General features: G+C 75.1%; 12 protein-coding genes and 1 pseudogene. 2 read left to right on the top strand and 11 right to left on the bottom strand.

Annotated elements, in window-relative coordinates; genetic code table 11:
• Nucleotides 1-115 precede the first annotated feature (115 nt).
• Nucleotides 116-1,315, top strand: coding sequence for a hypothetical protein (locus Athai_RS10300; RefSeq protein ID WP_203961295.1), 1,200 nt, complete (start codon nucleotides 116-118; stop codon nucleotides 1,313-1,315).
• Nucleotides 1,316-1,359: 44 nt separating this feature from the next.
• On the opposite strand, the gene Athai_RS10295 is transcribed toward Athai_RS10300, so the two are convergent.
• Nucleotides 1,360-2,370 carry a potassium channel family protein gene (locus Athai_RS10295; RefSeq protein WP_203961294.1) on the bottom strand — a complete coding sequence of 337 codons (1,011 nt, stop codon included), beginning with the start codon at nucleotides 2,368-2,370 and terminating at the stop codon, nucleotides 1,360-1,362.
• Nucleotides 2,371-2,462: 92 nt separating this feature from the next.
• On the opposite strand from Athai_RS10295, the gene Athai_RS10290 reads away from it, so the two are divergent.
• Nucleotides 2,463-3,197, top strand: coding sequence for a nucleotidyltransferase domain-containing protein (locus Athai_RS10290; protein ID WP_203961293.1), 735 nt, complete (start codon nucleotides 2,463-2,465; stop codon nucleotides 3,195-3,197).
• A gap of 378 nt (nucleotides 3,198-3,575) precedes the next feature.
• Here Athai_RS10290 and Athai_RS35045 read toward each other — a convergent pair.
• From Athai_RS35045 to Athai_RS10240, 10 genes and pseudogenes are all read right to left on the bottom strand, one after another.
• Nucleotides 3,576-3,755: pseudogene (locus Athai_RS35045) on the bottom strand (MarR family transcriptional regulator); the annotation flags it as partial.
• Between the two features lie 128 nt (nucleotides 3,756-3,883).
• Entirely contained in the window at nucleotides 3,884-4,189 is a 306-nt protein-coding gene (locus Athai_RS10280; protein WP_203961292.1) for an MTH1187 family thiamine-binding protein, read from the bottom strand.
• 11 nt (nucleotides 4,190-4,200) lie between these two features.
• Complete coding sequence (locus Athai_RS10275; RefSeq protein WP_203961291.1) at nucleotides 4,201-4,761, bottom strand: Asp23/Gls24 family envelope stress response protein; 561 nt, start codon at nucleotides 4,759-4,761, stop codon at nucleotides 4,201-4,203.
• A 418-nt stretch (nucleotides 4,762-5,179) separates the two neighbouring features.
• A complete protein-coding gene (locus tag Athai_RS35040) occupies nucleotides 5,180-6,286 on the bottom strand; it encodes an ATP-binding cassette domain-containing protein (protein WP_338028128.1) in 1,107 nt (368 codons plus the stop codon).
• Complete coding sequence (locus tag Athai_RS10265) at nucleotides 6,283-7,158, bottom strand: ABC transporter ATP-binding protein (protein WP_239156845.1); 876 nt, start codon at nucleotides 7,156-7,158, stop codon at nucleotides 6,283-6,285. The genes Athai_RS35040 and Athai_RS10265 overlap by 4 nt, the downstream gene beginning before the upstream one ends.
• 88 nt (nucleotides 7,159-7,246) lie before the next feature.
• Nucleotides 7,247-8,917: an FtsX-like permease family protein gene (locus Athai_RS10260; RefSeq protein WP_203961290.1), complete on the bottom strand. Its 1,671-nt coding sequence runs from the start codon at nucleotides 8,915-8,917 to the stop codon at nucleotides 7,247-7,249.
• Nucleotides 8,860-10,353, bottom strand: a complete 1,494-nt coding sequence (locus tag Athai_RS10255; RefSeq protein WP_203961289.1) for an FtsX-like permease family protein — start codon at nucleotides 10,351-10,353, stop codon at nucleotides 8,860-8,862. The genes Athai_RS10260 and Athai_RS10255 overlap by 58 nt, the downstream gene beginning before the upstream one ends.
• On the bottom strand, nucleotides 10,354-13,389 hold the full coding sequence (locus Athai_RS10250) for a hypothetical protein (RefSeq protein ID WP_203961288.1): 3,036 nt from the start codon (nucleotides 13,387-13,389) through the stop codon (nucleotides 10,354-10,356). It abuts the gene before it with no gap.
• 166 nt (nucleotides 13,390-13,555) lie between these two features.
• Complete coding sequence (meaB, locus tag Athai_RS10245) at nucleotides 13,556-14,533, bottom strand: methylmalonyl Co-A mutase-associated GTPase MeaB (protein WP_203961287.1); 978 nt, start codon at nucleotides 14,531-14,533, stop codon at nucleotides 13,556-13,558.
• A 3-nt stretch (nucleotides 14,534-14,536) separates the two neighbouring features.
• Nucleotides 14,537-15,721: an acetyl-CoA C-acetyltransferase gene (locus Athai_RS10240; protein WP_203961286.1), complete on the bottom strand. Its 1,185-nt coding sequence runs from the start codon at nucleotides 15,719-15,721 to the stop codon at nucleotides 14,537-14,539.
• Nucleotides 15,722-15,823 lie beyond the last annotated feature (102 nt).

The following is a 15,823-nucleotide window of genomic DNA, read 5'->3' as shown; positions in this document are numbered from 1 at the left end:
GGTCGGGCACTGTTTCGCAGCTCTTCGACCTAACGTTACAAAGCCGCACTGTCAACAATAAACAGCGTGATCGTCCTCATTGAGGGAGGAAAGCCATCTGGCTACGTTCGGCACCATGACGATCACCAGACGTACTCTGCTGCAGGGACTCGCCGTCACCCCCGTCGCCGCTGCACTCGGTACCGCCGCCTCCCCCGGCGCGGCCAGCGCCGCCGACCCGGTCGACCCGAACCCGGAGAAGTACACGGTCAAGCACCGCACCACCACGACGGTCGGCACGACCGCCCCGTACACCCAGGTCATCGACGACATCCGCACCCTCGGCGGGCTGCCGTACGCGGCCGTGTCGACGGTGCTCGCGTCCGCCAACCGGACCGGCTTCGCGATCACCACCTCCGGCTTCCCCGCCGACTGGCGGTGGCAGAGCGGCGACGACGGCGACCCGAACTGGGTGCCGCAGGGCATCACCACCAGCGCCGACTACCACGACGACGGCCTGTTCGGCGGTCGCCAGGTCATCCTGATCTCCTGGTACGACCACGCCAACCCGTCCGACGGCAAGGGGGTCCGGATCAGCTTCGTCGACATGGCCGACCCGAACGCGCCGACCTACCGCCACGTGCTGCTCGTCGAGCCGTACTACGAGGCCAACGGCGGCGCCGGGTTGCCCAACTACCGCGCCGTCAACGTGCACGCCGGCGGCATCATGTGGTACGGCGACCTGCTCTACGTGGTCGACACCGGCAAGGGCATCCGGGTCTTCGACACCACCAGGATCATGAAGGTCACCGCCACCGGCGACAAGACCACGATCGGCCACCAGGCCGACGGTACCTACACCGCGCACAACTACGCCTACGTGCTGCCCCAGACCGCCGCGTACGACTCGCAGCAGACGATCCAGTGGTCCTGCATCTCGCTGGACCGCAGCTCCACCCCCGACTCGATCGTGGTCGCGGAGTGGGCCAGCAACGGCGACGGCAAACGGGTGTTCGCCTGGGACATCGACTACACCACCCGGCTGCTCAAGACCGGCTCGGACGGTCTCGCGCACGCGAGCTTCGCCGCCACCCCCAGCATCGACGACGTGCAGGGCGTGACCCGGATCGGCCCCAAGTTCTTCTTCAGCCGCAGCAACGGCACCCGCGGTGACGTCGTCACCTGGGTGCCCGGCAACCTGGTGCACATCGACAGCAGCCTGCCGTACTGCGAGGACCTGTCGTACGACCACAACAGCGGCTGGCTGTGGACACTCAAGGAGTCACCGACCGACGCCCGGATCGTGTACGCCCAGGCCGCCGCGGACCTGGCCTGAGCACGCCGGTACGGCCGGCCCACCCGGCCCGGTCGGCCGTACCGTCAGGCCTCCGGGAACAGGACGAACACCAGGGCATCACCGGCCGCCAGCGGTGCCGTCGCGGCCGGCAGCGGTACCGGTTTCTCCGATCCGGCGCGGACCACCGCGAGGACCCGGTCCGGAAGATCCGCGGCGCGCCGGCCCACCTCCTCCGGCGCCACTGGACGCTGCTTGAGGTCCAGGCCGTGACCGTAGGAGAACAGGTCCTGCGCGATCGTCGCGACCGACGGCTTGCACGCGGACAGCCCGACCAGCCGGCCGGCGGTCTCCGACGAGGTCACCACGGTGCGGGCGCCGCTCTGCCGCAGCAGCGGCACGTTCTCCTGCTCCCGCACCGAGGCGAACACGTCGATGCCCGGATCGACCTGCCGGACGGTCAAGGTGATCATCACCGCACTGTTGTCCGAGTGCACGGTCACCAGCACCGACGCCGCCGACCCCAGCTCGGCCTGGCGCAGCGTCTCGGCGCGCTCGGCGTCGGCCTGCACCACCGCCAGGCCTATCGCCTCGGCGGCGGCCACCGCCTCCTGCCGCGGATCGACCACCACGATGCGCCGCGGGTCGGTCCCGTCGGCCAGCAGCGCCCGCGCCGCGGCCCGGCCCTTGGTACCGAACCCGCAGATGATGGTGTGTCCGCGCACCGACGACCTCCAACGCGAAACCCGCAGTTGCTCGCGCCCCCGCTCGGTCAGTACCGCGAGGGTGGTGCTGACCAGGATGACCAGGAACAGGACACGCAGCGGGGTGATGAGCAGGATGGTGAGCAGCCGAGCCCCGGACGTGACCGGCACGATGTCGCCGTACCCGGTCGTGGTCAGGCTGACCGTGGCGTAGTACAGCGCGTCCAGGAAGCTCAGCGGACCGCCGGCCGAGTCGCGGTAGCCGCCGCGGTCCAGGTAGACCACGATGGCCGAGGCGAACAGCAACGCCAACGCGAGCAGCACCCGCCGCCCCACCTCGACCAGCGGCGGCCGTTCCCGGCGGGGCAGCCGCACCAGCGGACGACGCCACACGCACCAGACCCTACGGTGCGCCGGCCACCACGGCGCGGGGTCCCACCGGATCGGGGCCGGCGCCCACCACTCCCTCGTGCGATGCTGACCGGATGCCGACCTCGCCGGTACAACCACTGCTGGACCGGTTCGTCACCGCGCTGCGGGAGCAGGTCGGGCCGGTCGCGGTGTGGGTGCACGGTTCGTTCGCACTCGGCGACCATCAGCCCGGCCGCTCCGATCTCGACCTGCTCGCGGTCGTCGACGCCGCCCCCGACCGCGACCGGATCGGCCAGCTGCACCGCCGGCTGGACGCGGAGCCGTTCGCCGACCGGCTGCACTGCTCGTACCTGCGCCGCGACCAGCTCACCGACCCCGAGCAGTGCCACCTGACCTGGGCACACCGGCACCTGCTGGAGCGACCGGTGACACCGGTGACCCGGCGCGAGCTGGCGATCGGCGGCCGCACGCTGCACGGCGCGACACCGGCCGAGCTGATCCCGGACGTGACCGACGACCAGCTGCGCGATTTCGTCCGTACCGACCTGGCCGGGTTCTGGCGGCCGGCGACCCGGCACCCCACCTGGTGGCTGCGGGACGTGTGGGTCGACCTGGGCCCGATCACCGTGGCCCGCGCGGGCGTCACCCTGGCCGAGGGCCGGCTGATCAGCAAGGGCGAGGCGCTGCGGCTGCTGGCCGCGACCGGCGCGCCGGCCCGGCTGTGCGCCGACATCCACCGCCGCCGGTACGAGACAGCCGTCCGGCTCGGTCCGCTGGCCAGGCTGCGGCGCGCGCAGCTCGCCCGCCGGCTGGTTCGGGACCGCATCGACGCGCTGCTGGGCGACTGACCGCCGGCGCGGCCGGCCGCCGGACGATGCCCGGGCGACCCGGGCCGACCCGTCGGCGGTACTGCTGGTGGACCGGCCGCTGGCTCGGTCAGTCGTCGCCCGGGGCGCCGCGACGCCGCCCCGCTGGCCGGGCGGCGTCGCGCCCGGCCCGGAGCACCCGTCGGTGAAGTCACCGGCGGCCAGCCGCACCCGGCGCAGCGCCGCGAACACCGCATCACGCTCCGACGCGGCCAGCGCGTCCAGGCCGAACCCGGCGGCCATCAGTTCCTCGGTGGCCTCCGCCGCGACCCGGCGGCCGGGGCCGGTGATCGCGGCGAGCACTCCGCGGCCGTCGGTCGGGTTGCGCCGGCGGGTCACCAGACCCTGCCCGACCAGCCGGTCGACGATGTTCGTCGCGCTGGTCGGATGCACCATCAACCGCTCGCCGATCACCCGCATCGGCAGCTCACCGTCCCGGCTGAAGGACAGCAGCACGAGCGCCTCGTACCGGGCGAAAGTCAACTCGTAGCGCTTCAGCAGGGCGTCGAACGACGCGAGCAGCAACTGCTGAACCCGCATGATCGAGGTCGCCACCATCATCGGGCCGCTCGGGCCGAACTCGGTCTCCCAGCGCGCGCCGGCCCGTTCGATCGGATCGAACGGCAGGTTCAGCTCTCTGCCCACCGCCCCACCGTAACCAGCGGCGGTCACCGGTCGGCGAGGCGCTCCTCGATCCGCCGCACCTTCGTCTCGATCGCGTTGTCGACGCCGTCCCGGATGTCCGCCTTGAGTACCAGCGACACCCGCGACGACCGGGCCCGTACCGCGTCGGTGGCGCGCCGGACCACGTCCATCACCTCGTCCCACGACTCGCCCTCGATCGTGGTGAACATGGCGTCGGTGCGGTTGGGCAGGCCGGACTCGCGGACCACCCGCACCGCCTCCGCCACGTACTCGGCGACCGAGCCGTCCGCCCCGCTCGGCGCCACCGAGAACGCCACCAGTACCGACATGGGCCCGCCCCTCAGTCCTCGACGTGGATGTCGTCGATGATCACGTTGCACTCGCCGACGTCGGTGGCCATCATCGTCTCCACCGCCGCGATCACGTTCTCCCGGACCTGCTCGGCGACCTGCATCGCCGGGTGGCCGAACTGGACGACCAGGGTCAGCGTGATGCGCACCTGCTGCTCGGCGAGTTCGACGTGCACGCCGCGGCGAGAGGTGCCCTCACCGATCGCGATCGACTCGCGCACCGTCGAGATCGCCCGCGCCACGTCCCCGCCCAGGTCGTACACCCCGTCGACCTGCTCGGCGGCGAACGCCGCGATCTTCTCCACCACGTCGCCGGCCACCGCGGTGGTCCCGCGCAGCCGCGCCGGCCGGTCCCCCGCCGGCTCGGCCCCCGGCGCGGGCTCCGGCGCCGCCTCCCGCATCACGTGCGAACGGCCCGGCCGCGGTGCGGGTACCGGTGCGGCCGCGGCCGGCGGCGGCCCATCGGCCGGGATGCGCGGAATGATCGTGGTCGAGTCGTTGTCCGAAAGCATCGGCAGGTCGGCGATCGCGGTCGCAGCCGATCCGTTCATCCGTCGGTCCGGATCGTCCGCGGCGTGCGCCGGCTTCCCCCCGCGCGGTCCCGCCGCATGCGATCCCGCGTTACGCCCAGCTTCGGTCTCGGTCATGCCCTCTCCGTATGATCTCTGCCCGCCCCCGTCGGCACGGTGATACGCGAACGCGAGGGTACCGGCACCGACATCTCGACCCAACCGGCCGGGCCGAGTGTCGCCCGGCCATCGGGTGACACGAACGACACCCGACGCCACACCGGTACGGCCGACAACGCCGTGTCCCCGCATGGTCGCGCCCGCGCGTACGTCAGTGTCCAACGACCGGCGCGGCCGAGGGCCACCGGCAGAGATCACCGAATTGTCACCATGTGCGGAACGATCACCTCCGGACGGTACGCACGGCCGCCGCCGACGGTCCGGGCCGCACCCACCGCTCTCAGGCGCCGCCCCGGACCAGGTCGCCCTTGCCGTCCCGCAGGTGCAGCTCGGCGTCGCAGGCCGCGGCGGCGTCCGGGTCGTGGGTGGCGAACACGACGGTCGCCCCGCGCCACGCCTGCTCGCGCAGCAGTTCCACCACGCGCTGCCGGTTCTGCGCGTCCAGCTCGCTGGTCACCTCGTCGGCCAGCAGCACCCGCGCGTTCGCCGCCAGGCCGCGCGCGATCGCGACCCGCTGCTGCTGGCCGCCGGACAGCTCCTCCACCAGCTGGTCGGCCTGGCCGCCCAGCCCGACCGCCGCCAGCATCCGCTCGGTACGGGCCGCCGCCTCGTCCGGCGGCACCCCGGCGGCGAGCAGCGGTACCAGCACGTTCTCCTGCGCGGTGAGGATCGCGGCGAGGCCGTTGTCCTGCGGGATCAGCGCCACACCGGCGGCGAGGGTCTGGTCCCGGTCGCGTACCGCCTCCTCGTCCAGCAGGACCGTACCGGTCTCCGGGCCGACCAACCCGGCGATCGTCCACAGCAGCGTCGTCTTGCCCGCACCGGACGGGCCGGTCACCGCGAGCAGCTGGCCGGGCAGTGCCCGGACCGTCACGCCGGCGAGTACCGGATGGCCGCCGTAGCTGATCGTGAGGTCCGCCACGCCGACGACCTGGCCCGCGCGGGCGTCCTGCTGCTCGTCGGCACCGGGCTCGCCGGAGCGGCCCGGCCGGCGCTCCCCGGACTCGGTGCCCGCCACCACCGGGCGCTCAGGGCCGGGCCCGACCGCGCCCTCGGTCTCGGGCCCGACGGTGCGCTCGCCGTCGGGCCCGACGGTGTGCGCGGACCGCTGGGCGACCGGGAACCCGGTGCCGGTGGCGGCCGATCGGTCGCCACCGAAGTCGGCCACCGCCTCGTCCCGGTAACCGCCGACCTCGGCGCGATAGCGGGGGCCCGGATCGAAACGCGCCATCGGATCCGGGCCGGGCTGCCCGCCGTCCGGGCCGCCGACGTCGCCCGCCGTTCTCGGGGCACCGGTGTCGCGCCCGGTGCGATCGCCGTCGACCCCGCCGGCGGGATGATCGGTACCGGCGGGATCGCCGGTGCGGTCGGTGTCGGTGGGTTTCACCGCGACTCCTCTCGGGATGCGTCCTCGGCGGGGGTCAGTCGGACCGCCGTACCGTCGATCAGCTCCACCCGCAGCAGCGTGCCCGGCACGATCTCGTCCAGCACGTCCGGCGGCAGGTGCACCGAACCGTCCCGGCCGACCACCGAGTACTCCTCGCCGCGGCGGCCCTCCGCGCCGACCCGGCCGTCCCGGATGGTGACGGTGCGACCCATGCTGCCGCCGACGTCCGGGTCGTGGGTGACCACCACCACCGTCCGGCCGGCCCGGTTCACCGCGGACAGCACGTCGAGCACCTCGTCCCGGGCCGCGGTGTCGAGCTGGCTGGTCGGCTCGTCGGCGAGCAGCAGCCCGGCGCCGTTGGCCAGCGCGGTGGCGATCGCCAGCCGCTGCCGGGCGCCCGGCGCGAGATCCGGCGGGCGGGTGTGTGCCTGGCCGGCCAGGCCGACCATGTCCAGCAGTTCACGCGGGCCGGCGAGCCCGGAGCGCCGCGCCTTCGGCACGCCGGACTGCGCGAACCGCACGTTCTCGACCGCCGACACGTACGGCAACAGGTTGCGCATCGCGCCCTGCAGCATCACCCCGACGTCGGTGGACCGCAGGTACGACAACTCCGCCGCACCGGCGCGCGCCAGGTCGTGCTCGCCGACGGTCAGCCGGCCCGCGGCCGGCGTGAGCAGCCCGGCCAGCAACGACAACAGCGTCGACTTGCCGGCGCCGGACGGGCCGAGCAGCGCCACCGACTCGCCCGGCTCGATGTCGAGGTCCACGCCGGACAGCGCGACCACGTCGTAGCCCTCCAGCCGGTAGATGTAGACCAGCCCGCGGCAGGTCACCCCGATCCCCGTCACCTCGGTGACGCTGGCGGTACTCACACCCGTCCCCCCTCGTGCACGGCGGTTGCCGCTCGGCCGGAACACCCGGCGGGCACGAACCCGCGACGCCCCTGACTCGCTCGCTCGTTCACGTGGCTCCCTCCCGGAGACGTTCCGGCCGGCCGCGGGTGACGGCGGCGCCGACCGCCACCGCCGCGGCGAACCCCAACAACAGCACCGACGCGACCAGCGCGCCGCCCGGCCACCACGGGCCGGGCAACCACAACGGCGGCGGCCCACCGGTCTGCGTCACCTGCGGCAGCCGCGGTACCGCCAGCGCCGCGCCGACGCCGCCGGCGAACGCGCCCACCAGGACCCCGGTGCCCAGCAGCAGCGCGTACTCGCGCCAACCGGCCCGGCGCAGCAGCCGCCGGGACAGGCCGGCCACCCGCAGCGCGGCGAGCTCGTACCGCAGTGGCCGGGCGGTCAGGTGCGCGGTGACCAGGATCGCGGCCGCGGCGAGCAGCAGCGCCACGAACGCGGCGACCAGGTACAGCCGCAACGCGAGTGCCGGCCCCTGGCGGGCCAGCCGGGCGCGGTGCGCGGCGAGCGTGTCGGTACCGGTGATGGTCAGGCCGGCGGCGCTCAGCCGGGACCGAAGGCCCGCCGGTGCGCCCGGTGCCGCCCATACCTGGTAGCGCATCGGCGTCTCCAGCGCGGACCCGTCCGGAGCGGACCGGTCCGCGTAGGTCAGGTCGACCAGCAGCCCGTTGCGGATCGCCGGTACCGTCTCGGCCCGCGCCACGATCCGGTACGGCTGGTCCAGGCCGTAGAGCCCGGGGCCGGCGGTGCGGCCCCGGTGCCGGCCGATCCGCCCGGTGCTCACCGCCGGCAGCGGGTACGGCGCGTCCACCCGCAGCACCCGCAGGTCCTCACCGCCGGGCGCGTCGAACCGTACGGTGGTGCCACCGGCGGCCGCCGAGACGGTACTGACCGGCTGGTCCATCGTCGGCTCGACCCCGCGCCACCGGCCGGACCGGTTCATCGGGGCGACGGTCCGGCCACCGGCGGTCAGCCCGGTCAGGGTGAGATCCCCCCGGATCCGGGCCGGCGCGTCCGGCCCGCGGTACAGGTCGAAGCCGACCACGCGGCAGCCGCTGCCGCAGCCGCTGACCCGCCCGGTGAGCCGGTGCCGGCCGGTGGCCAGCCCGCCGAGCCGAACCACCCGCTGACCGCGCCGGTCGTCGGACAGCAGCGCCACCAGGGTGAGGTCCGGGCTGATGGTGCGGGCCGTCAGGTCGACGCCGAGGGTGCCGTCCCGCACGGTCAGCAGCGGCGGGGCGGCCGGCCGCAGCAGCCGGGCCAGCTGCGCCGGCGACCGGTCGGCGAACGACGGCTGCCAGTACGCGACGTCGGCGAACCGGCCCGAGTCCACCGCGAGGACCTCGGTGGTCTTCGCGCCGTTGCCGTACAGCCCGCGGGCCACCGCCATCGCCTGCTTTCCGGACGGGTCGGCCCGGCGGACCGCGTCCCGCAACTGCTGCGCCGAGGCGACCTGCACCGAGTAGACCGTCGGGGCCCCCAGGTCGGCACCGGCCCGCTGGACCTGGTTGCGCCCGGCGACATCCCACACCACCGCGCCGTAGCAGAGCAGGGCGACGGCCACCGTGGTCAGGGCGACGGTACGGGGCACCTGCCCGCGCCGGCCCACCCGGGCCGCGGCGAGCATCGCGGCGATCCGGCCGCGCCGCCGGGCCCGGGTCACCCCGCGCCGCATCGCGACCGGTACCAGCCGGCCGGCGAGGATCCCCGCCACCATCGCGACCAGCCCGCCGGCGAGCAGCCCGAGCCGCCCCCGGCGCCGGTCAGCAGCTCGTAGCAGGCGGCCACCGCGAACGCCACCAGCGCGCCCTCGGCGATGCCGGCGCGCAGCCGGCCGGAGCGCGGCGGCACCCGGCGCAGCAGCTCGATCACCGGAGTCGCGACGGTACGCCGGGCGGCCAGCGCGGCGGCCGCGAACGCACCGGCGAACGCTCCCGCCGCCGCGACGAGCACCGGCCAGCGCAGCTCGGCGTGCGCACCGGCCGCGAGACCGACCCGCGAGTACAGCTCGGTGCCGGCCAGGCCGACCGCCACGCCGACCGGTGTCGCGGCGAGCACCAGCATCCCGATCTCGGCCAGCCCGAACCCGGTCACGCCGCGGCTCGGCAGGCCGCGCAGCTTGGCCAGCGCCAGCTCCGGTACCCGCTCGTCGATCGCCGCCCGCACCACGCCGAACAGCACGAACCAGCACAGCAGTACCAGCTGCACGGCGACCAGCAGGGCGGCGGTCACGACCTGGCCGCGCTCGTGCTCCACATCGGACAGCACCCCGGTCAGCGGCGTGCTGGTGCGCAACCCGGCCGCCTCGATCCGGCTGCTGCCGGCGGCCAGCCGGGCCTTCAGCGTCGGCACGTCGTCCAGCCGGACCCGTTCGACCAGCAGCCGGAAGTCGGCGACGTTCTGGAACTGGCCGACGCCGATCGAGCGCACCGTCGCCTCGGCACCGAAGAACGCGTCGACCCGCCGGACCTCCTCCTGCTGGTCCAGGTAGACCGCGGCGTCGAAGTAGCCGTGGTCGAACCAGTAGTCCGCCGACCCACCCGGTACCCGGTACCGGCCGACCACCCGCACCGTGGTCTTGCCCGGCGTTCCGGCGTCGGCGCTGGACACGCCGCTCGCGGTGACCGGGATCCGCTGCCCCAGCCGGTACGGCGAGCGGCTGCTCGCCAACACCTCGCCGGCCGCGGTCGGGCAGTGCCCGGACGCCAGCGTCAGGTGCCGGCAGTAGCCCTGCCGGTACACCAGCCGGCCGGTGGTGCGGTCGCCGGAGACCGCCGGCAGGGCCACGGACGTGGTCACCCCGCCGATCGGCGCCGCGTAGAAGTGCTGCGACTGCATGGTCCGTGCCGCGTGCCGGGTCAGGTAACCGACCGGGATCCGGGCCAGCGCGTCCGACGACGGCGAGTTGCCGCTGCCACCGGCCACCACCGCCGGTGACTGGTCGCCGGCGGTACCGATGGACTCGACGCTGAAACCGGTCAGCCAACTCGGCGCGGCCCGCAGCTGGTCGAGCAGGATCGACTGCTCGGCCGCGCGGGCGCAGGCCGGCCCGATCACCGCGGCGGCCACCGCGACCGCCGCGATCAGACCCACCACCACCGACCGGGCGCCGCGGTACCGCAGCCCGGCGAGTGCCAGCCGGAACGTGTGCATCTAGCGTGCCCCTCCCCGGAGCAGCGCCGGCTCGACGCGCTCCAGCATTCTGGTGGCCAGTACGGTCACCGCCAGCATCGCCGCCACCGCGGCGAACATCGCGCCCGGCAACCAGTACGGGCCGAGTGCGTAGCTGCGGTGCACCCCGGCGTCGGTCGCCGTCACCAGCTTGATCGCCGGCAGCAGCAGGACCGCACCCACCGCCCCGGCCATCAGCCCGGCGAGCAGCGGGATGCCCAGCACGGCACGGAACTCGGCCCGCACGGCGCGGCGCAGCTCGCTCGCCGGCACCCCGGCGACGGCGAGCGCGGCGGCCTCGTACCGCCGGGTGCCGGCGCCGGTGTAGCAGCTGAGCAGCACCGCACCGAGCGCGAGCAGGACGGCGGCGACACCGGCCACCAGGTACAGGTGCAGCGCGAGGCCGGGCGCCTGCCGGGCCAGCCGGTGCCGCGCCTGGGCGAGGGTGGCGGTGCCGGTCACCGGCACGCCGGCGGCGGCGAGCCGGGCCGCCAGGTCGGTCGGCGCGCCCGGCCCCGCCCACACCTCGTACGTCGGGACGGTGTCGGCGCTCGCGTCCGGGGTCACCGCGGTCAGCCGCTGCAACCCGCCCAGGTCGGTCAGCAGCGCGCGCCGCCCGGCACGGGGGATCTCCCGGTCGTGCCCGACGACGGTGAACGGGAGCGGGGTACCGCCCAGCGCCGGGAACTCGAACCGGGTCGCGTGCGGGTCGTCCGCCGGCGCCGGGCCGGCCAGTACCGCCGGCAGCCGGCGCGGCACGCTCGCGTAGCCGAGCAACGCGTCGACGTCCTGGCTGCCGTCGTACCCGAGTACCAGTCCATCCGATGTGGACGGTGCCGGGGTGAGTGGGCTGCCGGCACCCATCGCCCGCCACCGGCCGGCGGTGCGCAGCCCGGCATCGAGCGCCGTGCCGTGATCGGTGAGCGCGGTGATCGCCAGCCGCGCCCGCAGCTGGCTGGAGTCGCCCGGGTAGCGGGAGATGCCCAGGCCCACCAGCCGGCAGCCGCGCGCGCAGCCCGGCAGCGCCGCGGAGTAGGAGTGGGTACCGGCGCGCAGGGTGCCGAGTTCGATCGTCCGGGCCGCGCCGACCGCGTCGGTCACCTGCGCGGTCAGCGTCAGCGCGTGCGCTCCGGTGGGCGCGTCGCCGGCCCGCACGGTCGCCGCGAGCGGGCCGCGCACCGCCAGCGGCGCTGCGGTCCGGCTGGGCAGCGCGGCGACGAGTGCCCGCAGCGACCCGGCGTCGCGGCCGGGCCAGGTGGCCGCCACCGGCAACCGGCCCGAGTCGACCGCGAGTACCGACATGGTGCCGTCGCCGTAGTGCACGCTGGTCCGCATCGCCGCCATCAGGCTGTGGCCGGCGGGATCGACCTGCCGCACCGCGGTCACCAGCTGCTGCGGGGTGCCGGCGCGCACCGTGTACACCGCGTTCGCCCCGACCCGGTCCGCGGCCACCACCGACCGGTTGTGCGCGGCGACGTCCGTGGCGACCACGGCGAACCCGAGCAGCGCCACGGCGACCGTGACCGTCAGCACCAGCCGCTGCGCGATCGGCCGGCGGGCCAGCTGCGCCCGCGCCAGCAGCCGGTACGGGCGGACCCGCCCGGACCCGGTGATCCGGCGGCGGCCGGCCAGCAACGCCGTCGCGCGGGCCGCGGCGAGCCCGACCACCAGCGCGATCAGCGGCGGCGCGAGCAGGCCCAGCGTCGAACCGGGATCCGACAGCACCTGGTACAGCGCCGCGGCGGCCAGCGCCGCGATCGCGCCCTCCAGCACGTTCGCCCGCCACCGGCCCCGCGCCGGCACCCGGCGCAGCAGCGCCAGCGGCGTCGCCCGTACCGTGTGCCGGGCCGCCACCGCGGCCGCCGCCGCGGCGCCCAGCAGCGCCAACCCGGCGGCGGCCAGCACCGGCCAGGACAGCGCCACGTGCGTACCGGGCGCGAGTACCAAGGCGGCGAGCAGCTCGGTGCCGCCGAGCCCGGCCAGCAGCCCCACCGGCGCCGCCAGCACGATCACCAGCAGCGTCTCGGCCAGCCCGAACCGCGCGGCACCCACCCCACCGAAACCCCGCAGCTTCGCCAGCGCGACCTCGGGCCCGCGTTCCTCGGTCACCGCGGCGACCGCCAGGTAGAGCACGAACAGGCACAGCAGCACCAGCGGGACCACCACCACCGGTACCGAGGACAGGATCGCGGAACGGTCCCGGCCCGCCGCGTCGATCGCCGCCGGCAGGCCGGTACTCAGGTGGCAGCCGGCCTGCTCCAGCGTGACGCCGGCGTCGACGGTCGCGGTGCGCAGCGCCCTCGCGCCGGTCAGCGAGACCGCGTCCGGCAGCACCTCGATGTCCACCTCGGCGGACGCGTCGCGCACGCCGGGGAACGCGACCGAGCGCGGGTTGCTGGACAGCAGCGGTTCGGTGTCCAGGGTGCCGAACGAGCCGCCGCCCCACCAGTAGGTCGCGCCCGCGTCCGGCATCCGGTACAGGCCGACGATGCGGTGCACGTACCGGCTGGCCGGGGTGCCCTGCGCGTCGCCGTCACCGCGGTGGAACCGGACGGTGTCACCGACCGACAGCCCGTACCGCCGGGCCGTGCCGACCTCGGCGAGCAGGCCGGTGCCACCGGCCGACGGGCAGTGGCCGGCCGCGAGCCGCAGCTGGGCGCAGAGCCCCGAGCGGTACGCCACCATGGCGTCCGGCAGGTCGGGCTGCGAGGCCAGGCCCACCGTCCCGGAGGCGCCGGCCCACCGGCGGCCGGTGACCGCCGCGAGCCTCGGGGTGTCTCGCAGCATGGTCTTCGCGGCGTCGTCCAGCGTGTCCAGACCGTCACCGGTGACCGTCAGCCCGATCGACTCCGCCGGGCGCGACCGCAGCTGGTCGGCCAGCGCGGACCGCTCGGCGGCGAGGGTGTAGCCGGGGACCAGTACCACCGCGGTGGTAGCCACCACCGACAGCACGAACACCACCAGCGACCGGCCGGCGCGATATCGGATCCCGCGCACAGTCACCCCGACGGCAGCCACCGCACCTCCCCGGCACCGCACGGCCGCCGGTCGCGGCCATGCCCTGACTGCTCGACCCGCGAGCGGCCCGGCCGGTTCAGCCCGGCGCCGGCTCCGTGACCCGATCGTTGCCGGCGGGCGGATCCGTGACGTCCCCGTGTCCGCCCCGCAATGCGGGCGGCCCGGCTCAGCGGTCGGTGAGGGTGTTCACCAAGGTGTCCGCAGCGGCGTACGGGTCGAGTTCGCCGGCGACGACCCGGTCGGCCAGCGCGCTCGTCGAGGAGTCGGGCGCCAGCTCGTCCAGCCGCCGGCTCAGCTGCGCCATCGCGATCGCGCGTACCTCCGCGGCGGCCCGGGCCGCCCGGCGCCGGGCCAGCTCGCCGTGCTCGGCGAGGTGCGCCCGGTGTTTGTCCAGCGACTCGACCAGCTCGTCCAGCCCCTCGCCGGTGGCCGCGACGCAGCGCAGCACCGGCGGGCGCCACTCGTACGGCTCGCGCCGGGCCAGCGCCAGCATCCCCCGCAGGTCCCGGGCGGCGGCGTCGGCACCGTCCCGGTCGGCCTTGTTGACCACGAACACGTCCGCGATCTCCAGCACACCGGCCTTGACCGCCTGGATCGCGTCGCCCATGCCCGGCGCGGTCAGCACCACGGTGGTGTCGGCCAGGCTCGCGATCGCGACCTCCGCCTGGCCGACCCCGACCGTCTCCACCAGCACCGTGTCGCACCCGGCGGCGTCCAGGATCCGGACCGCCTGCGGGGTGGCGGCGGCCAGGCCGCCGAGGGCGCCGCGGGAGGACATGGAGCGGATGAAGACCCCGTCGTCGAGCGCGTGTTCCTGCATCCGTACCCGGTCGCCGAGGATCGCGCCGCCGGTGAACGGCGAGGACGGGTCGACCGCGAGCACACCGACCCGCTCGCCGCGCGCGCGCAACGCACCGACCAGTGCCGAGGTCGTGGTCGACTTGCCGACGCCGGGCGCGCCGGTCAGGCCGACGACCCGGGCGCCGCCGGTGTGCGGGGCCAGCGCCGCGGCGACCTCCCGCAGTTCCGGCGCGCCGTCCTCGACCAGGCTGATCAGTCGGGCGACCGCGCGCGGCCGGCCGGCGCGCGCCGCCTCGACCAGTTGCGCCACCGTCGCCCGGGGCGCGACCGACCGGTCAGGCACCGGTCACTCCCCCGGTACCGACAGCAGCAGCGCGTCGCCCTGGCCGCCGCCGCCGCAGAGCGCGGCGGCACCCAGCCCGCCGCCGCGGCGGCGCAGCTCCAGCGCCAGGGTGAGCGCCAGCCGGGCGCCGGACATGCCGATCGGGTGGCCGAGCGCGATGGCGCCGCCGTTGACGTTGACCTTGTCGGCGTCGACCCCGAGTTCCTTGCTCGACTGCACCGCGACCGCCGCGAACGCCTCGTTGATCTCGACCAGGTCCAGGTCGCCGACGTTCTTGCCGGCCCGGCCCAGGGCCCGCTGGATCGCGTTCGCCGGTTGCGACTGGAGCGAGTTGTCCGGTCCGGCGACGGTGCCGTACGGCCCGATCTCGGCCAGCCAGGTGAGCCCCAGCTGTTGCGCCTTCTCCTTGCTCATCACCACGACCGCGCAGGCCCCGTCGGAGATCTGCGAGGCGGTACCGGCGGTGATCGTGCCGTCCGGCAGGAACGCGGGTCGCAGCCTGCCGAGCGTCTCGACCGTGGTGTCCGGCCGGATGCCCTCGTCGGCGGCGAACTCGATCGGCTCGCCCTTGCGCTGCGGCACCGACACCGGGGTGATCTCCTCGGCGAACACGCCGTTCTTGACCGCGGCGGCGGCGAGCTGGTGGCTGCGGGCGGCGAACGCGTCCTGCTCGGCCCGGCCGATGCCCAGCCGGGCGTTGTACCGGTCGGTCGACTCACCCATGGCGACCTGGTCGTACGCGTCGGTGAGCCCGTCGTAGGCCATGTGGTCGCGCAGCGTCACGTCGCCGTACTTGTAGCCGGTGCGCTGGCCGGTCAGCAGGTGCGGGGCGTTGGTCATCGACTCCATGCCGCCGGCCACCACGATGTCGAACTCGCCGGCCCGGATCAGCTGGTCGGCGTGCGCGATCGCGTTCAGCCCGGACAGGCAGACCTTGTTGACCGTCACCGCGGGGGTGGTCATCGGGATGCCGGCGGCGACCGCGGCCTGCCGGGCGGGCAGCTGCCCGGCGCCGGCCTGCAGCACCTGCCCCATCACCACGTACTCCACCTGCTCCGGCGTGATGCCGGCGCGCCGCAGCGCGGCCGAGATGGCGACGCCGCCCAGCGCGCTCGCCGGGAAGCTCGCCAGGCCGCCGAGCAGCCGGCCCATCGGGGTACGGGCGCCGTGCACGAGCACGCTTGTCATGGTGATGTCCCTCCACGTCTCACACCGCGGTGCCGCGGGCGGTCGGCGGGCGCCGGCCCGGCCGTACCGCTGGCTTAACGACCGTTCACCAGCCAGACTACC

Origin of the sequence: Actinocatenispora thailandica, from assembly GCF_016865425.1 — a bacterium.
Classification (GTDB): domain Bacteria; phylum Actinomycetota; class Actinomycetes; order Mycobacteriales; family Micromonosporaceae; genus Actinocatenispora; species Actinocatenispora thailandica.
This window is presented reverse-complemented; position numbering and strand designations above follow the sequence as displayed.